Origin of the sequence: Nocardioides candidus, from assembly GCF_041321175.1 — a bacterium.
Classification (GTDB): domain Bacteria; phylum Actinomycetota; class Actinomycetes; order Propionibacteriales; family Nocardioidaceae; genus Nocardioides.
The window spans coordinates 224,795-245,532 of the sequence record NZ_JBGGWC010000004.1 but is presented as its reverse complement, the minus strand read 5'-3'; the positions used below and the strand labels follow the sequence as shown (position 1 = coordinate 245,532).

19 protein-coding genes are annotated in these 20,738 nt (G+C 70.8%); 11 read left to right on the top strand and 8 right to left on the bottom strand.

Annotated elements, in window-relative coordinates; translation table 11 throughout:
- Positions 1 to 16: 16 nt before the first annotated feature.
- Together ACAX67_RS18350 and ACAX67_RS18345 are read left to right on the top strand one after the other, a co-directional pair.
- Complete coding sequence (locus ACAX67_RS18350; RefSeq protein ID WP_370705326.1) at positions 17 to 1,288, top strand: hypothetical protein; 1,272 nt, start codon at positions 17 to 19, stop codon at positions 1,286 to 1,288.
- Positions 1,289 to 1,555: 267 nt separating this feature from the next.
- The gene (locus tag ACAX67_RS18345; RefSeq protein WP_370705325.1) at positions 1,556 to 2,875 is read left to right on the top strand and encodes a hypothetical protein; all 1,320 of its coding nucleotides are present in this window, start codon (positions 1,556 to 1,558) and stop codon (positions 2,873 to 2,875) included.
- A gap of 36 nt (positions 2,876 to 2,911) precedes the next feature.
- Here the strand turns inward: ACAX67_RS18345 and ACAX67_RS18340 are convergent, their stop codons facing one another.
- Positions 2,912 to 3,601, bottom strand: coding sequence for a type III secretion system chaperone family protein (locus tag ACAX67_RS18340; RefSeq protein WP_370705324.1), 690 nt, complete (start codon positions 3,599 to 3,601; stop codon positions 2,912 to 2,914).
- Positions 3,602 to 3,640: 39 nt separating this feature from the next.
- Positions 3,641 to 4,423 carry a crotonase/enoyl-CoA hydratase family protein gene (locus tag ACAX67_RS18335; protein WP_370705323.1) on the bottom strand — a complete coding sequence of 261 codons (783 nt, stop codon included), beginning with the start codon at positions 4,421 to 4,423 and terminating at the stop codon, positions 3,641 to 3,643.
- Between the two features lie 47 nt (positions 4,424 to 4,470).
- Between ACAX67_RS18335 and ACAX67_RS18330 the strand changes: the two genes are divergently transcribed.
- The 4 genes from ACAX67_RS18330 to ACAX67_RS18315 all read left to right on the top strand — a co-directional run bounded on the left by ACAX67_RS18330 (position 4,471) and on the right by ACAX67_RS18315 (position 9,235).
- Positions 4,471 to 6,135: an acyl-CoA synthetase gene (locus tag ACAX67_RS18330; protein WP_370705322.1), complete on the top strand. Its 1,665-nt coding sequence runs from the start codon at positions 4,471 to 4,473 to the stop codon at positions 6,133 to 6,135.
- Positions 6,135 to 7,241, top strand: coding sequence for an NAD(P)H-dependent flavin oxidoreductase (locus ACAX67_RS18325; protein ID WP_370705321.1), 1,107 nt, complete (start codon positions 6,135 to 6,137; stop codon positions 7,239 to 7,241). Before ACAX67_RS18330 ends, ACAX67_RS18325 begins: the two co-directional genes overlap by 1 nt.
- Positions 7,242 to 7,253: 12 nt before the next feature.
- Positions 7,254 to 8,735 (top strand): LVIVD repeat-containing protein, encoded by a 1,482-nt coding sequence (locus ACAX67_RS18320; protein ID WP_370705320.1) that lies wholly within the window; start codon positions 7,254 to 7,256, stop codon positions 8,733 to 8,735.
- Between the two features lie 266 nt (positions 8,736 to 9,001).
- Positions 9,002 to 9,235 (top strand): DUF1272 domain-containing protein, encoded by a 234-nt coding sequence (locus tag ACAX67_RS18315; protein WP_370705533.1) that lies wholly within the window; start codon positions 9,002 to 9,004, stop codon positions 9,233 to 9,235.
- A 15-nt stretch (positions 9,236 to 9,250) separates the two neighbouring features.
- Here the strand turns inward: ACAX67_RS18315 and ACAX67_RS18310 are convergent, their stop codons facing one another.
- The 4 genes from ACAX67_RS18310 to ACAX67_RS18295 all read right to left on the bottom strand — a co-directional run bounded on the left by ACAX67_RS18310 (position 9,251) and on the right by ACAX67_RS18295 (position 13,872).
- On the bottom strand, positions 9,251 to 9,883 hold the full coding sequence (locus ACAX67_RS18310; RefSeq protein ID WP_370705319.1) for a maleylpyruvate isomerase N-terminal domain-containing protein: 633 nt from the start codon (positions 9,881 to 9,883) through the stop codon (positions 9,251 to 9,253).
- A gap of 32 nt (positions 9,884 to 9,915) precedes the next feature.
- Complete coding sequence (locus tag ACAX67_RS18305; protein WP_370705318.1) at positions 9,916 to 11,406, bottom strand: acyl-CoA carboxylase subunit beta; 1,491 nt, start codon at positions 11,404 to 11,406, stop codon at positions 9,916 to 9,918.
- A 24-nt stretch (positions 11,407 to 11,430) separates the two neighbouring features.
- Positions 11,431 to 12,468, bottom strand: coding sequence for an acyl-CoA dehydrogenase family protein (locus ACAX67_RS18300; RefSeq protein WP_370705317.1), 1,038 nt, complete (start codon positions 12,466 to 12,468; stop codon positions 11,431 to 11,433).
- A 186-nt stretch (positions 12,469 to 12,654) separates the two neighbouring features.
- Complete coding sequence (locus ACAX67_RS18295; protein ID WP_370705316.1) at positions 12,655 to 13,872, bottom strand: acyl-CoA dehydrogenase family protein; 1,218 nt, start codon at positions 13,870 to 13,872, stop codon at positions 12,655 to 12,657.
- A 95-nt stretch (positions 13,873 to 13,967) separates the two neighbouring features.
- Between ACAX67_RS18295 and ACAX67_RS18290 the strand changes: the two genes are divergently transcribed.
- The 3 genes from ACAX67_RS18290 to ACAX67_RS18280 are packed head-to-tail and all read left to right on the top strand — an operon-like array spanning position 13,968 to position 16,549.
- Positions 13,968 to 15,137 carry a 3-ketosteroid-9-alpha-monooxygenase, oxygenase component gene (locus ACAX67_RS18290; RefSeq protein ID WP_370705315.1) on the top strand — a complete coding sequence of 390 codons (1,170 nt, stop codon included), beginning with the start codon at positions 13,968 to 13,970 and terminating at the stop codon, positions 15,135 to 15,137.
- Entirely contained in the window at positions 15,137 to 15,436 is a 300-nt protein-coding gene (locus tag ACAX67_RS18285) for a hypothetical protein (RefSeq protein ID WP_370705314.1), read from the top strand. Before ACAX67_RS18290 ends, ACAX67_RS18285 begins: the two co-directional genes overlap by 1 nt.
- 12 nt (positions 15,437 to 15,448) lie before the next feature.
- Complete coding sequence (locus ACAX67_RS18280; protein WP_370705313.1) at positions 15,449 to 16,549, top strand: 2Fe-2S iron-sulfur cluster-binding protein; 1,101 nt, start codon at positions 15,449 to 15,451, stop codon at positions 16,547 to 16,549.
- Between the two features lie 4 nt (positions 16,550 to 16,553).
- Here ACAX67_RS18280 and ACAX67_RS18275 read toward each other — a convergent pair whose 3' ends face one another.
- On the bottom strand, positions 16,554 to 16,931 hold the full coding sequence (locus ACAX67_RS18275; protein WP_370705312.1) for a hypothetical protein: 378 nt from the start codon (positions 16,929 to 16,931) through the stop codon (positions 16,554 to 16,556).
- 176 nt (positions 16,932 to 17,107) lie between these two features.
- Between ACAX67_RS18275 and ACAX67_RS18270 the strand changes: the two genes are divergently transcribed.
- Entirely contained in the window at positions 17,108 to 18,883 is a 1,776-nt protein-coding gene (locus ACAX67_RS18270) for an MFS transporter (RefSeq protein WP_370705311.1), read from the top strand.
- Entirely contained in the window at positions 18,883 to 19,296 is a 414-nt protein-coding gene (locus ACAX67_RS18265; RefSeq protein ID WP_370705310.1) for a MarR family winged helix-turn-helix transcriptional regulator, read from the top strand. The genes ACAX67_RS18270 and ACAX67_RS18265 overlap by 1 nt, the downstream gene beginning before the upstream one ends.
- Here the strand turns inward: ACAX67_RS18265 and ACAX67_RS18260 are convergent.
- Complete coding sequence (locus tag ACAX67_RS18260) at positions 19,289 to 20,737, bottom strand: flavin-containing monooxygenase (RefSeq protein WP_370705309.1); 1,449 nt, start codon at positions 20,735 to 20,737, stop codon at positions 19,289 to 19,291. The two genes, ACAX67_RS18265 and ACAX67_RS18260, sit on opposite strands and share 8 nt — an antisense overlap.
- Position 20,738: the final 1 nt, after the last annotated feature.

Here is a 20,738-nt window from a genome sequence, read left to right as displayed (position 1 = left end):
CGACTCAGGGGGAAACGTGCGACCAGCTCTTCTCGGGATGTTCACCGGCGCGCTCGCAGGAGCGCTGATCGTCGGGGGTGTCGCGCCCGCTCGAGCAGGGGGTGACGACCCTGTGCTCGCGGGCTCGGTCCGGGCGCACCAGGTCGCCCTGTTCGACGTGACGCGGTCCGACGGCACGTCGTTCGCGGCGCGCATCCACGCCGACGGCACCGGGCTGCGCCGACTGACGCGTCCGAGCACCACCTTCACCTCGTCGACCCTGTCGCCGGATCGCACGATGGTGGCGCTGCGGGACTACCCGGCCGTGATCGACGTGGCCGACCCGACCGGAGCAGGCCGCCACAACGTCTTCACCTCCACGGAGAACCAGTTCTCCTACGAGCCGGTCTGGTCGCCCGACTCGCGCACCCTGCTGATGACCGCCGACCGCGGGAGCGGTCCGGAGCTGCTCGCGGTGCCGGTCGACGGCGGCGCCGCCGTCCACCTGGCGTACGCCGGCGCGACGGCCGCCTCCAACGTCGCGCCGGCCGGGTGGTCGCCCGACGGCTCCGTGGCGTTGTTCCTCGGCACGAGCAGCGCGGACGGCACCGAGCGGCCGGCGTACCTGAAGGTGAGCGGTGCCGGTGGCACCCTCCGCGACCTCCCGGGCTGGGAGGCCTACGCGGCGCGGCCACGCGCTCGGACGGGCATCGCGGTCGTCCGCACCTCGGCCGGTGCCGACATCGTGCAGGTCGGCGCGCGGCTGGCCGTGCGGCGCACCCTGATGTCGGTCGGACCGGCCGAGCAGGTGCCCGAGCTGGTCTGGTCGGCCGACGGACGCCGGTTCGCGGTGCTCCACGGCGACCCCGGTCACCAGCGGGTGGAGGTGCTGAGTGCGCGCGGCCGCGTGGTGCAGCGGATCCGCCCACGACAGCCGCGTGGTGGCGAGGGACTCATCGCCGTGCTCGGCCTCTCCTCGGGAGGCAGCATCGTGAGCTGGAGCTACGCCAACTACGTCGGCGCGGCCTTCACCCGGGCCGAGGGTCTCTTCGTGCGCGACATCGCTCGTCGGCGTACCTGCCGGAAGGCACCGCCGGGCGCCCACGTGCCGTGGGCCGCGCTCACCTACGCCCCCGACGACCGCTACGCCGTGGTCGAGCGCGACGGCGGGGGAGTGCGGGGCCTGCTCGGCCTGGGCCGTCCGTCGCGCATCGAGCGCGTGCGCTGGAGCGGCGAGGGGACGACGGCGAGCAACGTGCAGTTCCTGCACCTGGCCAAGGCCACGGTCGCGACGCGCCCCTGTCGCTGACGCGGTGGCCGGTCCCTCGTCCCGACCGGGCGAAGCGATGTCAGGAACGGCCGCCCCCGCCGCGACGGTGCCTTAACCTTTCGGCGAGGTCCGATCAGCTCCGCCGGCCCGGCGGGTGAGGGAGGCGGCGTCGTGGCGCTGTGTGGCAACTGTGCGTCGGAGCTGAGTCCTGGCGCGAGCTTCTGCATCGAATGCGGAGCGCCCGTGGGCTCTCCGGCCCCGCTCGGGCCCCCTCCGACACTCCCGCCGCCGAGCGGGAACCTCGGTGTGCCGGCGCGACCCCAGCAGCTCAACGTCGCTCACGTCCTCCGGGGCAACTGGCTCGGCTCGCTGGCGGTCGCGCTCGTCACCCTGGCCGCCGCGTTGCTGGTGAGCGCGGCCGCAGCGGTCGCCACTGCCGTGGCCGGCACCGACATCGACTCTCGATGGGACCTGCAGCCCCGGCAGATCGTGACCGACACCGCATCGATGCTGGTGCGCAGCTTGGGCGGTGAGGTCGCTGTCACCAGCTCCGACACGGACTACAGCCTTCACGCCGCCAACCTGACGATCACCCTCGTGACCCTGGGTGTGCTCGTCCTGTCCTTCCGCCGCATGGTGCGGGGGTACCCCCGGTGGACCGCAGCCATCGGCGAGGTGGTCCGCGTCTCGGCCTTCCTCTCACTCGCTCTGGTGGTGCTGGCGCTCACGACCCGTGCGTCCCTCGAGAACGTGCAGACCGTGACCGTCGGCGCACCGTTCGACCCCGGCTCCGACGATCGATGGGGGCCGGGGGCGGTGAGCGCCGGCCTCGTCGGGTTCTTCGTGCCGTGCTTCGTGCTCCTGCTCGCGGGCCTCCGGTCGGAGTGGTGGGACGGCCGTGGTCGCGCGGTGGTGCGGGTCATCGGCGCGGCCGTGCGGGGTGTCGCCGTCATCGCCGTCCTGCTCCCGGTCTGCGGGATCGTGGCCATCGTCCTGCGAGAGGTGTCCGAGGACGAGTTCCGCTACGCGGACATGGACCCAGGCGTGCGGACCGTCGCCATCGTCGACGACGTGCTCTCCCTGCCCAACCAGGGCTGGAACCTGATCGCGCTCGGATCCGGTGCCGAGGTAGGGATCCGCACCAGCTTCGGGGACGACGAGGAGTCCGAGATGCACCGGCTGGACTGGTACGTCTCCGAGGGAGACCTGCCCTACCAGATCGCCTATCCCGTCGACGACGGCCACCCATGGCTAGCGGCGGCCCCCGCCGTGCTCGCGCTCGTGCTCGTGGCGGGTGCGGTCGTCGCCGGCCGGACGTCGCGAGGCACGGCACCCCTCTGGGTGCGGCTGGGCGGCTGGGCGGTGGCCGTCGGTGTCGGTACGCCACTCCTGACTCTCCTCAGCGCATCGCGCTCCAGCTCCGAGGACTCGGTCGACCGGGACGGGTTCACCTTCTTCCAAGGGGCGGACGTCCTGCAGACCTTCCTCTTCGTCACGGGCGCCGCACTCGTCGTCGGCGCGCTCGGCGCGCTGCTGTTCGGCCGACGGGACCTCCCGCTCGGGCCTGCCTGGCAGTCGATGAGGTCGCTCCAGCAGAACCCGTCGAGGCCGCCGGGCTCGGAGTGACCGTGGCGGCGGACTGCCGTCCAGGCGGCGGCGAGACTAGCCCGTCGTGCGCCAGGCACCGGGCGGCACCAGGCCAAGGATCTGGTCCATCAGCGCGAGACGCTCCTCGATCTCCTCGGGTGGCCGGCGCAGGACGCGCGGGCTGAGCATCAGGATCGAGTCGCCGTCGAGGCGCCAGCCGTTGTCGCAGTGGGCCAGCACCAGGGCGACGACGTCGCGGTTGAGCACCGCGCGTGCGAACGCGGGGGACGGCGACCGAACAGAGAACCCCTCGTCGAGCTCGGCGTTGCCGATCGGCACGTCGCGGTCGCTGATCCCGGCCAGGAGTCGGCCGAGCACGCCCTTCGGGCCGACCGACAGGTCCGGGACCGTGGTGCCGAGGTTCAGCGCGGCCACCGAGTACCAGACGATGGCGCCTGCGCCGTGCCCAGCGATCGACGTGGTGGTGTCGACCTGGAGGTCGAAGGCGACGAAGGGGCGGCCGCCGTACTGGCCGAGCAGGACGTTCTCCGCCTTGTTGCCGTGGCCGTAGGTGAACGGCGGGCCGTGGAACCGGTCGAGGAGCGTCGGGTCGGACGCGCGGTACTCCCACTCGCGGCGCCGCGCGTAGTCGGCCACCTCGACGCGGCGGCGCTTCTTCCAGCGGGCGATCAGGACCCACGGGACGATCGCGGCGACCACGAGGATCGTCACCAGGACGATCAGCAGGACCAGCGCCGCGGGCATGCAGCGAGTATGCGCGCGGTGGCGGGCAGCAGGGGAGTGTCAGCGACCCTCGAACTCGGGCTTGCGCTTCTCCAGGAAGGCCCGCGGGCCCTCCTTGGCGTCGTCGCTGGAGAAGACGGCGGCGCCGACCTTGGCGTCGTCGGCCCAGCAGTCCTCCTCGTGCTTGCCCTCGGAGTCGCGCATCGTCTTGAGGATCGCCTGGACGGCGAGCGGGCCGTTGGCGGCGATCATGTCGGCGAGCTCGTGCGCCTTCGCGAGCGCCTGTCCGTCGGGCACGACGTGCCCGATGAGCCCGAGCTCCTTCGCCTCGGGCGCGAGCAGGGTGCGCCCGGTCAGCAACAGCTCCGCCGCGACGGTGTAGGGGATCTGGCGGGGGAGCCGGACGGCCGAGCCCCCCATCGGGTAGAGGCTCCAGCGCGCCTCGGCGACGCCGAACTTCGCGGACTCACCGGCGACCCGGATGTCGGTGCCCTGCAGGATCTCGGTGCCGCCCGCGATCGCAGGTCCCTCGACCGCCGCGATCAGCGGCTTGGTGAGCCGGAAGCCCTTGAGCAGGCCCTTGATCACCGAGGGGTCGAACTCGCCGGACTCGAAGCTCTCCGAGGGCGGCTTCTCGTCCGCAGCCTTGAGGTCCATGCCCGCGCAGAAGTAGCCGCCGGCGCCGGTGAGGATGCACACCCGGATCTCCGGGTCCTCGTTGACGCGGTCCCATGCGGACTCCATGATCCGCAGCATCTCGGAGGACAGCGCGTTGCGCCGCTCGGGACGGTTCATGGTGACGACCAGCTTGTGGCCGTCCTGCTCGACGAGGCAATCACTCACGCGGACCACGCTAGCGAAAAACTGGAACGTGTTCTAGTCTGAGACGTGTGGCCCTGAACATCGCTGACCTCTTCGAGCATGCCGTCGACGCCGTCCCCGAGAAGCCCGCCGTGCAGGTCGGGGACAGGGTGATCACCTTCGGCGAGCTCGAGTCCGAGTCCAACAAGCTCGCCCACTTCCTGGCCGGTCGCGGCATCGGACCCGGCGACCACGTCGGCCTCTACGCCAAGAACAGCATCGAGCACGTCATCGCGCTGCTGGCGGTCCTCAAGGTCCGCGCCGTGGCCGTGAACGTCAACTACCGCTACGTTGCCGGCGAGCTCGACTACATCTTCGACAACGCCGACCTCAAGGGTCTGGTGTTCGACCGCGTGTACGCCGACCTGGTGGCCGAGGTCTCCCCGAAGCACCAGCTCCTGCAGACCTTCGTCGGGCTACCGGACCCCATCGACGTCGACGACGCCTCGGACGTCGAGCGGTTCGGCGGCGTCATGCTCGCCGACGCGGTGGCCGACCAGAGCGACGCGCGCGACTTCGGCGAGCGCAGCCCCGACGACCTCCACATCATCTACACCGGCGGCACCACGGGCTACCCGAAGGGCGTCATGTGGCGCCACGAGGACTTCTGGCGCGTGCTCGGCGGCGGCATCGACTTCATGACCGGCGAGCCGCTCGAGGAGTACGACCAGTCGAAGAAGGCGCTCCAGGACAGCCTGGTGACCCTGCCGCTGAGCCCGCTGATGCACGGCGGCGCACAGGCGTCGCTCCTCATGCACCTGTTCGCCGGCCAGAACACCATCCTCGAGCCGAAGTTCGACCCCGTGCGGACCTGGGAGATCGTCGACAAGTACGGCGTCCAGATGCTCTTCATGACCGGCGACGCGATGGCGCGCCCACTCATCGAGGCCTACGAGGAGGGCGGCTACGACGGGCAGACGCTCTTCGCGATCGCCTCCAGCGCCGCGATCTTCTCGAAGGCCATCAAGGAGCGCTGGATGGCGAAGTTCCCCAACGCCGTCTTCACCGACTCCGTGGGCTCCTCCGAGACCGGCTTCCAGGGCACCGGTCTCCAGGACGCCAGCGCGCTGTCGACCGACGGTCCCGTCGTGTCGATCCCCGCGACGACGGTGATCATCGGCGACGACAACGTGCTGCTCGACCCCGCGAAGGACGTCGGCAAGGTCGGCCGCACGGCGCGCTCGGGCAACGTCCCGGTCGGCTACTACAAGGACCCGGAGAAGTCCGCGAAGACGTTCGTCGACATCGACGGCGTGCGCTACTCGATCCCCGGCGACTACGCGCGGATCGAGGAGGGCAACCGGATCACCCTGCTGGGACGCGGCTCCAACTGCGTCAACACCGGCGGCGAGAAGGTCTTCCCCGAAGAGGTCGAGATGGCCATCAAGGGTCACCCGGCGGTGTACGACGTGCTGGTGGTCGGCCTGCCCGACGAGAAGTACGGCCAGACGGTCGCCGCCGTCGTACAACCTCGTGAGGGGCAGAAGGTCGAGCTCGAGGAGCTCCGCACCTTCCTGCGCACCCAGCTGTCCGGCTACAAGCTGCCGCGCGTGCTGACGCTGGTCGACGAGATCCCACGCAACGCCACCGGCAAGGCGCAGTACCCCGCGGCCAAGGACCTCGCGCTGAGTGCGCAGCAGGCCGGGACCGCGCAGACCACCGACGGCCGGACCACGAACGGAGCCAACGCCTGATGCGCACCCACCTCTGCGACGCCTTCGGCATCGACTACCCGATCTTCGCCTTCACCCCGTCCGAGCACGTCGCGGCGGCGGTGTCGCGCGCGGGCGGCCTGGGCGTCCTCGGCTGCGTGCGGTTCAACGACGCCGAGGAGCTCGACAAGACGCTGGACTGGATGGACGCGAACACCGACGGCAAGCCGTACGGCGTCGACGTGGTCATGCCCATGAAGATCCCGACCGAGGGCACCTCGACCGACCTGTCGACGTACATCCCCGACGACCACAAGAAGTGGGTCGACGAGACCCTGCTCAAGCTGGGCGTCCCGCCCCTGCCGGAGGGCGAGGGCCGCGAGGGCGTGCTCGGCTGGCTGCACTCGATGGCGCGCTCGCACGTCGACGTCGCGCTGCAGCACCGGCCGGTGCTCATCGCCAACGCGCTCGGCACGCCGCCCAACGACGTGATCGAGCAGTGCCAGGCGGCCGGCCTCAAGGTGGCGGCGCTCGCCGGCGCCCCGAAACACGCGGTGTCGCACGTGTCCAACGGCGTGGACATCATCATCGCCCAGGGCTACGAGGCGGGCGGCCACACGGGTGAGATCGCCTCGATGGTGCTGACCCCCGACATCGTCGACGCCGTCGGCCCCGACGTGCCGGTGCTCGGCGCCGGGGGCATCGGCTCCGGCCGGCAGATCGCCGCGTCGCTCGCGCTCGGCGCCGCCGGCGTGTGGACGGGCTCGATCTGGCTCGGCACCGAGGAGTACCGCAACCTCGCCAGCAACACGGGGTGGGAGACGGCGTTCCTGCGAGCGTCCTCCTCCGACACGGTCCGCACCCGCATCTACACGGGCAAGCCGGCCCGCCTGCTCAAGACCAAGTGGACCGAGGCCTGGGCGGAGGAGGGCGCTCCGGCGCCGCTGCCGATGCCCCTGCAGAACCTGCTGGTCTCCGACGCGCACAACCGGATCAACGCCTCCGGCGACCCCGACGTGATCTCGATGCCCGTCGGCCAGATCGTCGGCCGGATGAACGAGGTGCGCCCGGTGGCCGAGGTGATGGCCGACCTGGTCGCCGAATTCGAGACGACCGTGAAGCGGCTGGACGGCATCGCCGGCATCTGATTGCCTTCGGGGATGCAGGGGGAGCAAGCGCGGCCGAGCCCGTGGCGCCGGATGCTGGTGACCGGTGTCGCGGTCGGTGCCGTCGTCGCGGGTGCACTCGCCGCTGAGGCCTACGAGCACGAGCCGCCTGCCGCGCGGGCGGTGCCGGAGGCGAAGTGCGGTCCCGGCTCGCGCCCGGAGACCGACATCCAGGGCCGCGTGCCGAAGGCCGACTACGAGTCGGGCCGAGCGGCGCGGGGCTACCTCTGCAACACCCGCCAGGTCGGGCACTACGGCAAGTCCGGTGGCTTCAAGACCCTGCGCTACGTCGACCGCTCGGGCCGGGTCTGCGCCTACTACGACTCCGACCCGATCGCGCCCCACGACATCCTCGGCGGGATCCTCGCCGACGGCCTCGGCGTGGTGGCGCTCGACATGAGCGACCCGCGCAAGCCCCGCCGCACGGCCAACCTGATGACGCCCGCGATGATCGCTCCGCACGAGTCGCTCCTCGTCCACCAGCGCCGCGGCCTCCTGGTCGCCGTGATGGGCACCGCCGCCACCGCGCCTGGCTTCGTCGACGTCTACAGCGTCAAGCGCGACTGCCGGCACCCGCAGCTGCTGTCGACCTTCCCCTCGGCGTCCTTCGGCCACGAGAGCGGGCTGTCGCCGGACGGGAAGACGTTCTGGGCGGCAGGCGCGGCCGGCGGCAACCTCACCGCGCTCGACATCTCCGACCCGCGGCACCCCACCAAGATCTTCAACGTCAACGGGTTCGTCTACCACGGCCTCCGCTTCTCCGCCGACGGCCGGACGATGTACGTCGCCAACATCGGGTCACCCGGCACCGGCGGCATCCTGAGCGGCGGTGGGATGCGGATCTACGACGTCTCGGAGGTCAACGCGCACCAGGACGACCCGCAGATCCACCTGCTGTCGGACATCACCTGGCCCGAGGTGTCGATCCCGCAGTCGGCCGAGCCGTTCACCGTCCACGGGCACGACTACGTGCTCGAGACCGACGAGTTCATCGACCTCTTCACCTTCCAGTCGATCGGCCGCTTCCGCACCGCGCCCGTCGGCGCCGCGCGGATCATCGACGTCGAGGACCCGCGCCACCCCGAGGTCGTCTCCGACATCAGGCTCGCCGTGCACCAGCCGTCCCACCGCGACGGCGACCTCTTCCGCGACCCGGGCAACGTGTCGCCCGCCCAGGGCTATGCGGCCCACTACTGCTCGGTCCCGCGCCGCGACGACCCCGGTCTGGCTGCCTGCTCGATGATCCTGTCGGGACTCCGCGTCTTCGACATCCGCGATCCCGAGCACCCGCGCGAGGTCGCCTACTTCAACAAGCCCGAGCTGCCCCACGCCGGCGTCACGCCCGAGGCCGGCTCCTACGCGATGTCACGACCCGCCTGGGACATCGCCCACCGCCAGATCTGGTACACCGACGTGCACACCGGCTTCTACGCGGTCAGGCTCACCAACGGTGTCGGCAGGCTCCTTCGCCCCTGACCGGGCCGTGCGTCACGACGCCCGCCGGCGGCTGCAGCTCTCGCCTCTCCGACCGCTGTCGACGCATGCCGCGCGCTGGGCATCCGACGAGCCGGACGCCGCCCGGACGTACCCAACCTCCGGATCCGGTGTCGCTGCCCGCGGGGGCATCGTCGTCCGACCGAGTTGGGTACGTCGGTGCGCGCGGTGCCTGGCGCGAAATCGACCGTCCTTGACCCTGTTCCGCCTTTCGGCACCGACGACCTCCGGCGAGGATCGTCCTCGTGATGGAGCTCCGGCCGAACTGTGAGTGTTGTGGCAAGGACCTGCCGCCGCACGCGACCGACGCGAACATCTGCACCTACGAGTGCACGTTCTGCGATGCGTGCGTCACGGACCGGTTGGGCGGCGTCTGCCCCAACTGTGGCGGGAACCTGGAGCGCCGACCGATCCGGACGGCGCTCCAGCTCGCTCGGCACCCGGCGTCGACCGAGCGTGTCGTGAGGGCGCAGTGTCCCTGACCTGCAGCAGGTGGCTCAGAACGCGCTGATGCTCGACGGCGCCCGCTGGGGCCTGCTGAGCCCGCGGACCACGGCGGTCTGCCCGTGGCGGCGGATGGCCACCCCGGTGAGGAGGCGCAGCACCTCGGCGACGACGTCGTCGGGGAATTCGGGGGTGTCGAGGCCGACGCTGGCTGCCAGGTCGTCGGAGTGGACGACGATCTCCATCGCCCGGGTCGCCAGGAAGTCGCCGGTCGTGAGCGACCACCCCTGCCAGGGGATCCGAACCTGGTCGGGGACCCGGTGGTCCCGGAGAGCCGGAGCGAGCCGGTCGAGCGCCGCGGCAGACTGGGAGAGCACCAGGTCGGCGCCCTGGCCGGCGGCGGCGTCGGCGTCGTCGCGGATCGAGACGTTGGCCTCGTCCTCCGGAGCGCTGCTCACCCACGCGGCGCGGGCATAGTGCTCCAGGAGCGGGATCGGCGCCTCGGCGACCGGTTCCATGCCGAGCAGGCGGACCGTGTTGACGGCCTGGTGCACGAGGTGGTGCGCGAGCCCGCCGACGGTCATGCCCGCACAGGCGCTCTCGTCGTCCCAGGCGGCCCGGACCTCCGGGGTGGAGGCCAGCTCGTGGGCGGTGGTCGCGGCGGTGACGAAGGAGTCGCGGTGCACGCGGCGAGCGTACGTCGGCCGGCCGAGCCCGATCAGGCGCGGCGCAGGGTGGCGGCGATGAGACCCCGGGTCTCGGCCGGGTCGATCACGTCGTCGATCTCGAAGACCCGCGCGGCGTTGAGCGCCTTGGCGTGCTCGCGGTAGGTGGCGGTGAGCTCCGCGACGGCCGGCTCGCGCTCCGCCTCGGGCAGGGCCGCGAGCTCCTTCGCCATCGCCAGACGTACGGCGCCCTCCAACCCCATCGGACCCAGGTGGGCCCCGGGCCAGGCGACCGTCAGCAGCGGACGGTGCGTGCTGCCGCCCAGCATCGCCTGCGCGCCGAGCCCGTAGCCGCGGCGCAGCACCACCCCGACCAGCGGCACCGACAGTCGCGAGCCCGCGGTGACGAGCCGGGACGCCTGGCGCACCAGGCCGGTGCGCTCGGCCTCCGGGCCGACCATGAAGCCGGGGGTGTCGACGAGGGAGACGACCGGGATGCGCCACCGTTCGCACAGCTCGAGGAAGTCCGCTCCCTTGACCGACGCGTCCGTGGTGATCGCCCCGGCCAGCCGCGTCGACTGGTTGGCGACGAACCCGACCGGCCTGCCCTCCACACGCGCGAGCGCCGTGACGAGCTCCGGCGCGAACGCCTCGCGCAACCAGAGCACCGAGTCCTCGTCGGCGATGCCCTCGACGACGGGCCGCACGTCGAACGCCTCGCGGTCGTTCTCCGGGAGCGCGTCGCGCAGGTCGACCTCGGGCGCCTCCCCGGGAGCGGCCGGCCCCCGCAGCAGGCCGAGGAGTCGTCGTACGACCTCCACGGCGTGCTCCTCGTCGTCGGCGACCACGTCGACCACGCCGTTGGCCGCCTGCTCGGCGACGGGGCCGATCTCCTCCGGTGCGAAGTCGCCCAGCCCGCCGCCGGCGATCATGGCCGGGCCCGCCATGCCGAGGTTGGCGTCGGGGGTGGCCACGCGCAGGTCCGCGCAGCCCGCGATCACGGCGTTGCCGGCGAAGCAGCGGCCGGACACCACGGCGATCTTGGGCACGTCCAGCTCTCCCCAGAGGCCGAAGAGGTCCAGGTCCAGCGCGGAGACGAGCGGGATGTCGGTGTCACCCGGGCGCCCGCCGCCGCCCTCCGTGAAGAACACGGCCGGCAGTCGCATCCGGCGCGCGACCTCGACCAGCCGGTCGGTCTTGCGGTGCCCGCGCATGCCCTGGGTCCCCGCGAGGACCAGGTAGTCGTAGGACATCACTGCGCAGGGCTGCCCGCCGACCTCGGCCGTGCCGCCGACGATGCCGTCGGCCGGGGTCTCGACGACCAGGTCGGCGAGATCGCGCCTGCTCTCCTGGGCAGCGGTCACGAAGCGCCCGTACTCCACGAACGAGCCGGGGTCCACGAGGTCGGCGAGGTTCTCCCGAGCAGTACGACGACCCCGTCCGTGCCACCGCTCGATCTTCTCCGGCCGCGCCGCATCGGTGGTGAGGAAGCGGCGGGCGAGGAGCTCGGTGAGCCCGTCGGCGGGGTCCTGTGCGTCGGTCACGGACCCAAGGGTGCCCGAACCCGCTCAGGCGGTGGCGAACGACCTGCCGATCGCGAGCGCCTGGTCGGTGCTGCTGCCGAAGAGGAACTCGAAGCGCTTCGCCGTCGTGAAGTAGCGGTGCGCCTCGCCGTCGAGGTCGATGCCGACCCCGCCGTGGACGTGGACGGTCGTGTGCGCGAGCTTGTGGCCGGCGTCCGCCGCCCACAGCTTGGCCACGGCCACCTCGGTCGCGGCGGGCAGGCCCTCCTGCAGCCGCCACACCGCCTGCCACAGGGTGAGCCGCTGGGCGAGGACGTCGATGAACCCGTCCGCGAGCCGCTGGGAGACCGCCTGGAAGGTCCCGATCGGTCGCCCGAACTGCTCGCGCGTCTTCGCGTACGACGACGTCAGCGCCAGTGCTCCCTCAGTGACCCCGAGCTGCTCGGCGGCAGCGGTCACCGTGAGCAGCTGGTGCAGCCGGCGCACGGGGGAGTCCTGTCCTGACCCGCCCTCGATCACGACACGGGTCCCGGGTGCGTGGTCGAGGGTGATCAGCGCAGCGGCGTCGCCGTCGCTGGTGCGCTGGGCCTGCCGGTCGACGCCCGAGGCCGTCGGGTCCACGAGGTGGACGGTGGGTCCGTCGGGGCCGGTCGCGGTGACGAGCAGCGCGTCGGCGGACATGCCGGCGCGGACGAGCGTCTTGGTGCCGGTGAGGCGGCCGTCGGCGTCGGCGGTCACCTGCGGTGACTCCGGCAGGTGGGACCGCTCCTCGGCGACGGCAGCCGCGTAGAGGGCGGCGTCCGTCGGCAGGCCGGCAGCCTTCAGGAAGGTGAGGCAGGCGGCGTGGACCGCGAGCGGCACGGGAGCGACCTTGCGGCCGACCTCGACCAGCACCCGGGCCAGCTCCATCAGGTCGAGCTCGGTCCAGTCGAACGCGTCGCCGAGCGTCGCCCACAGCTCACGGTCGAAGCGGTCGCCCGAGGCCTCGACGGCCTTCATCCGCTCGTTGGTCGCCTTGTCGGTGAGGATCTCGGCCGTGAGGGCCGCCGCCTCGTCCTGCTCGGGGGTGAAGAGGAAGTCCATGATGTCTGCTTTCGTCTTGCGGGGTCTCGCGACGGTCGCTGCGCGACCTCCTCGACCAGCGGGGGTAGCGGGGGCTTGCGGGTTCTCGGGGTACTCGACCAGCGGGGGTAGCGGGGGCTTGCGGGTTCTCGGGCTGTTCGACGAGCGGGGGCTTGCGGTTCTCGGGCTGCTCGACCAGGGGGGTGGCTAGCGCTTGGCGGCGGGGAGGCCGAGGCCGACGTAGCCGATGATGTCGCGCTGGATCTCGTTGGTGCCGCCGCCGAAGGTCATGACGAGCGATGACCGGTAGAACCGCTCGAGCCGGCCGGCGAGCACCGCGCCGGGGGAGCCCGCGGCGACACCGGCGTTGGGGCCGACGACCTCCATCAGCGACCGGTACACCTCGGTCGCCAGCTCGGAGCCGTAGACCTTCGTCGCGGAGGCCTCCGCGGGGGAGAGGGCGACGCCGTGGTCGGCGTCGGCGGCGAGCTTCCAGTTGATGAGGGAGAGCGCCTCGACGCGGGCGTGGGCCCGGCCCAGGGCGATCTGCACCCACTCGGAGTCGATCACCCGCCGACCGTCGGGGTCCACGGTCTCCGTCGCCCAGTCCCTCACCATCCCCAGGGACTGGATGAGCGGCGCGGCCGAGGTGAGCGCGACCCGCTCGTGGTTGAGCTGGTTGGTCATCAGAGCCCAGCCGCCGCCGCGTTCGCTGATCAGGTTCGAGGCCGGCACCCGGACGTCCTGGTAGTAGGTCGCGGACGTGCCGACCCCGGCGACGGTGTGCACCGGGGTGTAGGAGAAGCCATCGACGCCGGCCGGGACCAGGATCATCGACAGCCCCTTGTGCCGCGACTGGTCGGGCTCGGTGCGGCAGGCCAGCCAGATCCAGTCCGCGTACTGGATGAGCGAGGTCCACATCTTCTGGCCGTTGATCACCCACTCGCCGGCCGCCTCGTCGAGCACCGCCTTGGTCTGCAGCGACGCGAGGTCGGTGCCGGAGCCGGGCTCGGAGTAGCCGATCGAGAAGTGCAGCTCGCCCGCGAGGATCTTGGGGAGGAAGTACTCCTTCTGCTCCTCGGTGCCGAAGCGCATGATCGTCGGCCCGACCGTGTTGAGGGTCAGGTAGGGGATCGGCACGCCGAAGTTCGCCGCGACGTCGGTGAAGATCAGCTGCTCGATCATCGAGCGGTCCTGGCCGCCGTACTCCTTGGGCCAGCCGATGCCCAGCCAGCCGTCCTTGCCGATCTGGCGGATCACGCTCTTGTAGACGTTGGCGTCACCGAACTCGCCGCCGACCTCCTCGCCGAACTCGTTGGTGGCGGCGGAGAGCCCGGCCTTGATCTCGGGCGTGACCAGCTGGGCGAAGTACGCGCGCAGCTCCTCGCGCAGCGCGGTCTGCTGCGGCTCCAACTCGACGTGCACGACGCCTCCCATTTCCAACGCTGTGGCGTAGATCAAGCCCCGTTGAGCCGGGGTCTTCGTTGTCAGACTACCCGCAAAACTGTAACGTGTTCTACATGAGTGACACCCGCATGCTGGACCAGGGCACGACGCCGATCCGCTTCGCTCGCGGCTGGCACTGCCTGGGGCTGGCCAGCGACTTCGCCGACGGCAAGCCGCACGCCATCCACGGCTTCGGCACCAAGCTCGTCGTCTGGCAGGACAGCAAGGGCGAGCTCAACGTGCTCGACGGCTTCTGCCGCCACATGGGCGGCGACCTCACCCAGGGCGAGGTCAAGGGCGACAACATCGCCTGCCCCTTCCACGACTGGCGGTGGGGTGGCGACGGCAAGTGCAAGGAGATCCCGTACGCGCGGCGGGTGCCCCTCCGGGCCCGCACGCACCGCTACGAGACGGCCATCGTCAACGGCCAGCTGATGATCTGGAACGACCCGGAGGGCTCGCCGGCCGACCGCGACATCCTCCCGCCCGAGCTGCACGACGTGATGACGGACAAGTACACCGACTGGTCCTGGCACACCAAGGAGATCAACGGCTCGCACTGCCGCGAGCTCATCGACAACGTCGCGGACATGGCGCACTTCTACTACGTGCACTTCGCGTTCCCGACGAGCTTCCGCAACATCTTCGAGGGACACACCGCCACGCAGTTCATGGAGTCGAAGGGGCGGCCCGACAAGTCGGAGGGCGGCTACAGCGGGGAGGACTCGACGCTGAAGTCGGAGGCGACCTACTACGGGCCGTCGTACATGATCAACTGGCTCACGGTCGACTACAAGGGCTTCGTCACCGAGGTCGTCCTCATCAACTGCCACATCCCGACGGGGCCGGACTCGTTCACGCTGCAGTACGGCATCGCCGTCCAGAAGCCCGAGGGCCTCGACGACAAGACCGTCGACTACATCGCGCAGCGCTACACCGAGTCGTTCGGCGACGGGTTCCTCCAGGACGTGCACATCTGGGAGAACAAGGTCGCCGTGCAGAACCCCCTCCTCTGCGAGGAGGACGGGCCGGTCTACCAGCTGCGCCGCTGGTACGAGCAGTTCTACACCGACGTCGCCGACATCAAGCCGGAGATGACCGACCGCTTCGAGTTCGAGGTCGACACCACCAAGGCCAACGAGTTCTGGCACGCCGAGGTGGCCGAGAACCTGGCCAAGCGCGCGGCGGGGGAGTCGGCCGAGGAGTCGGCCGAGGACCCGGCACAGGCGCCCGTGAGCCACTGATGGCCTCCTTCGTCCCCCGGGACCCCGCGACGCTGGAGGAGCAACGGCTCTACACCAGCGCGCGGATGGTTGAGGTGGAGTGCCTCGACTGCCTGGCGCGGGTGCGGGCGAAGAAGAACAGCGAGCACCACACGTCGATCCAGTGGAGCGCCGAGGCCCGCAAGGCATGTCCCGAGCTGTGTCGTAGGACACGAACCGATGGTCGGGACAGCCACCAGGCCTGCCCCCGCATGACGGCTAGCATCGACGCCGCCGTCCGATCGGGAGAGATCCCGGTCGGGGCCGAAGACGGCTACTAGAAAGAGTTCTGCGTGGACATCGAGTCCTTCCTGCTGACCGTGGTCGACGTCGTCGACGAGACCGCCGACGCCCGCTCGGTCAGCTTCGAAGTGCCTGCCGACGCCCCTGAGAAGTTCGTCTACAAGCCCGGCCAGTTCCTGACCGTCGCGGTGCCCAGCGACCAGACCGGCATCGCCGCGCGGTGCTACTCGCTCTCGAGCAGCCCGCACGACGGCGGACCGCTGACGGTGACGGTCAAGCGCACGGCCGAGGGCTACGCGTCCAACTGGATCTGCGAGAACCTCGAGGTCGGCGACACCCTGCGGGTGCTGCCGCCCTCGGGCATCTTCACGCCGGCCTCGCTCGACGCCGACCTGCTGCTCTTCGCCGGCGGCAGCGGCGTCACGCCGATCATGTCGATCACGCGCACCGCCCTCGAGGAGGGCACGGGCCGGATCGTGCTGTTCTACGCCAACCGCGACGAGAGGTCGGTCATCTTCGCCGAGGAGCTCACCCGGCTCTCCGCCGAACACCCCGACCGGCTCCAGGTGGTGCACTGGCTCGAGTCGGTGCAGGGACTCCCGAGCCCCGAGCAGATCAAGGCGTTCGTCGAGCCCTACGTGGACTACGACGCGTTCGTGTGCGGGCCCGCGCCCTACATGAAGATGGTCACGACGGTGCTGCGCGAGCTGGAGTTCCCGCGCCAGCGACGCCACCAGGAGAAGTTCGTCTCCCTGGGCGGCAACCCGTTCGGCGACATCGCGGAGCTGGAGCTCGCCGAGAGCGAGATCGCCGCGGCCGAGTCGGACGACGAGGGCCCGACCGCGGACGAGACCCCGGAGCCGGCGGTCGCCGGCCCGGTGAAGCTCGAGGTCGAGCTCGACGGCGAGGACCACACCTTCGACGACTGGGACCCGAAGGTGAAGCTGCTGGACTTCCTCGAGAGCAAGGGCGTCAAGGCGCCGTACTCCTGCCGGGAGGGGGAGTGCTCGGCCTGCGCGATCCGGTTGCTCGAGGGCGAGGTGCAGATGGTGCACAACGACGTCCTCGACAGCGAGGACCTCGCGGACGGTATCCGCCTGGGCTGCCAGTCGCTGCCCGCGACGGACACCGTCCGCGTCACGTACTCCTAGGGGCTCAGGAGCCCTGGGCGGCCATGCAGGCGTCGAGCCGCTCGGTCGCCTTCGCGAGGCGCACCTGCTGAGCGGTCTTCTCCTTGGCGACGTGCTCCTTCTTCGCCTTGGCCTGGGCCAGCTCGGCCCGGGCCGCACGGCGCTCCGCCCGGTTGTCGGCGTGACGGAGGTCGGCGCGGGCGTGCCGGACGTGCGCCTTCTGGCGCGCGAAGACGGCCTGGACCCGAGCCAGCGCGGCGGTCGCGTCGTCGACCTGTGCCTGCTGCGTGGCGCAGGGGGCCGGGGCCGGGTCGGTGTCGTCGGCGTGCGCCGTCATCGAGACGGCGGGGACCGAGAGGGCGGCTGCGGCGACGATGCCGAGTGCGCGGACGGTCAGCTTCATGGTTGCTCCCCAGGTGTTCGGGCGGCCACGACCGTGCGGTCGGGGCCCACTGCTTCTACTTTCCACCCCTACCTGTCGCGAGACAGGTCCGGCGTTACATCGGCCCCCGAACCGGGACTGAAGTCCCGGGTCGAGACGCCGAGAAGTGCTTAGTCGATGTGAAGTAGTTTGACGACGTGACCGCCGAGACCCTTCCGCCGTCCCGCAAGCGCACCTCGGCCGACAGCCCCCGCTACCGGTGGGTGGCGCTGTCGAACACGACCCTCGGCATCCTGATCAGCACGATCAACTCCTCGATCGTGCTGATCTCGCTGCCGGCGATCTTCAAGGGCATCCACGTCGACCCGCTCGGCGAGGGCAACGTCACCTACCTGCTGTGGATGATCATGGGGTTCCTCGTGGTCTCCGCGGTCCTGGTCGTCGTGCTCGGCCGGCTCGGCGACATCTTCGGGCGCGTCAAGATCTACAACCTGGGCTTCGTCATCTTCACGATCGCCTCCGTCGCGCTGTCGCTCGATCCCTTCCAGGGGGATGCCGGGGCGCTGTGGTTGATCATCGGCCGGATGGTCCAGGGCGTGGGCGGGTCGATGCTGTTCGCCAACTCGACCGCGATCCTCACCGACGCGTTCCCGGCGGAGAAGCGCGGGATGGCGCTCGGCATCAACAACGTCGCGGCCGTGGCGGGCTCGTTCCTGGGCCTGGTGATCGGCGGCGTGCTCTCCGAGATCGACTGGCGCCTGGTCTTCTGGGTGTCGGTGCCGATCGGGATCGTCGGCACCGTCTGGTCCTACCTGTCGCTGCACGAGACGGGGGAGCGGCGGCCGGGCGGTCTCGACCCGTGGGGCAACCTGACCTTCGCCGTCGGCCTCACCTCGATCCTGGTGGCGATCACCTACGGCATCCAGCCGTACGGCGACAGCACGATGGGGTGGACGAGTCCCTGGGTCCTGCTCGGGCTGATCGGCGGCTCGGCCGTGCTGGGCCTGTTCTGCTGGATCGAGACCCGCGTCACGGACCCGATGTTCGCCATGAGCCTCTTCCGGATCAGGCCGTTCTGGGCCGGCAACCTGGCCTCGCTGCTCGCGTCCGTGGCGCGCGGTGGCATGCAGTTCATGCTGATCATCTGGCTGCAGGGGATCTGGCTGCCGATCCACGGCTACTCCTACGAGTCGACGCCGCTGTGGGCCGGCATCTACATGCTGCCGCTGACGGTCGGCTTCCTCATCGCGGGCCCGATCTCCGGCGTGCTGTCCGACCGCTTCGGCGCGCGCATCTTCGCGACGGCCGGGTGCCTGCTCGTGGGCGCGACGTTCGTGGGGTTCCTGCTGATCCCCGTCGACTTCCCCTACTGGCTCTTCGCCGTGATCCTGCTGGTCAACGGACTCGCCTCCGGGCTGTTCGCCGCCCCCAACGCCTCCGCGATCATGAACTCCGTCCCGGCGCACCAGCGCGGCGCGGCGTCGGGCATGCGCGGCACCTTCTTCAACGCCGGCTCCTCGCTCTCGATCGGCGTGTTCTTCTCGCTGATGATCGCCGGCCTCGCCGCGCGGCTCCCCAGCACGCTCACCGGCGGCCTGCAGGACCACGGCGTCACGCCGCAGGCGGCCGATGCCGCCGGCCAGCTGCCGCCGGTCGCGTCGCTCTTCGCGTCCTTCCTCGGCTTCAACCCGATCGCCACGATCCTCGGCCAGATCGACAGGCTCGGGGTCCCGGTCGGGATCACGCTGGGCGACTCCGACCCGCGCTACGCCAAGCTGACCGACCAGCACTTCTTCCCGCAGCTGATGTCCGACCCCTTCCACCACGGCCTGGTCGTCGTCTTCGCCGCGGCCGCCGTCATGTGCGTGCTCGCTGCCGTCGCGTCGTGGTTCGCGGGCGGCAAGTACGTCCACGTCGACGAGCCCGTGATCGGCGAGGCGGCGACCAACGCGGCGCTGCCCGAGGAGGGGTGATGGGCGACCACGCGACCGACCTCTACGTCGCGCTCGTCCGTCTCGTCCGCGGGCTGCGCAGGGACGCCCCGGCCGGGAGCGTGGCGGCCGGCGGCCTCTCGGCGCTGTTCACGCTCGCCCGCAGCGGCCCTCTCCGCGCGACCGTGCTCGCCGAGGTCGAGGGCGTCTCCGCGGCGTCGATGACCCGGATCGTGGACCGGCTCTGCGAGGATGGCCTGACCGAGCGCAGCCCCGACCCCGCCGACGGCCGGGCCCAGCTCGTCGACCTGACGGCCGCGGGCCGGAGCCTCGTGGAGGAGGGTCGGGCTGCGCGGGTCGAGGCCCTCCGTCGCCGGATCGAGGCGCTCGGCTCCGAGGACAGGCAGCGTCTCGACGACGCGATCGAGGTGCTGCGCGGTCTCGGCGTCAGCTGAACTCCACGACCCCGTCGTCGACCTTGCTCGAGCGCAGGAACTTCTTGTCGAAGTACCAGTTCTGCTTGAGCCGCCACGGGTCCCGGTCGCCGGCCGAGGGCAGCTTCCCGGCGGCGCGCTGGATGTAGCCCGACGTGAGGTCGAGCACCGGCTCCGGGTGCATGCCCTCGGCGATCCGCGGCACGACGACCCTTCGGCCGTGCTTGTCCATGTGCCTGAGCACCCGGACGACGTACTCGCACACGAGGTCTGCCTTCAGGGTCCAGGACGCGTTGGAGTAGCCGATGATGAACGCGAAGTTGGGCACGTCGCTGAGCATCAGCGCCTTGTAGGTGAACTTCTCGCCGAGGTCGACCTTCTCGCCGTCCACCACGAAGTCGGCGCCGCCCATGGCCACCACGTCGAGGCCGGTGGCCGTGACCACCACGTCGGCCTCGAGCTCCTCGCCCGACTTCAGCCGGATCCCGGTCGGGGTGAACTCCTCGATGTGGTCGGTCACCACGTCGACCTTGTGGCTGTGGATCGCGCGGAAGAGATCGGCGTTCGGGACGACGCAGAGGCGCTGGTCCCAGGGCGCGTACGGCGGCGTCAGGTGCGTGTCGTAGTCGAAGTCCTTCGGCAGGTGCATCTTGGCCCAGCGCTTGAGGAGGATCTTCGCGGCCGTCGGGTTGCGCCGGCAGAACTCGTAGAAGCCGATGGTGATCGCCGCGTAGCGGGCGTGGATGAGCTTGGCGCGCTGCTTCTTCGGGGCGATCTTCTTGATCGTCTCGGCGATGGGGTCGATCTTCGGCTGGCTGACGATGTAGGTCGGGGTGCGCTGGAGCATCGTGATGTGGCCGGCCTTCTCGGCCATCGACGGGATCAGGGTGACGGCGGTCGCCCCGGACCCGATGACCACGACGCGCTTGCCCTCGTAGTCGAGGTCCTCGGGCCAGTGCTGCGGGTGCACGACCGTGCCCTGGAAGTCGGCGAAGCCGGGCCAGTCGGGCGTGTAGCCGGCGTCGTAGTTGTAGTACCCGCTGGTGCTGAACAGGAAGTCGCACGTGAGCGTCTCGGTCGCGCCGGTCTCCGTGTCGTCCACCGTGACGGTCCAGCGCTGGTCGTCGGACGACCACTCGTAGGTGGTGGCCTTCCGGTGGTAGCGGATGCGCTGGTCGACGCCGTACTCCTCGGCGGTGTCGCGGAGGTAGCGCAGGATGTCGGGACCGTCGGCGATCGCGTGCTTGCCGTCCCACGGCCGGAAGCCGAACCCGAGGGTGTACATGTCGGAGTCGGACCGGATGCCGGGGTATTTGAAGAGGCTCCAGGTGCCGCCGAGCTCGCCGCGCTGCTCCAGCAGCGCGTAGCTCTTGTCGGGGAAGGCCTTGCCGATGTGCACGGCCGCGTCGATGCCGGAGAGGCCCGCGCCGACGATGAGGACGTCGAGGTGGTCGGTGCTCATG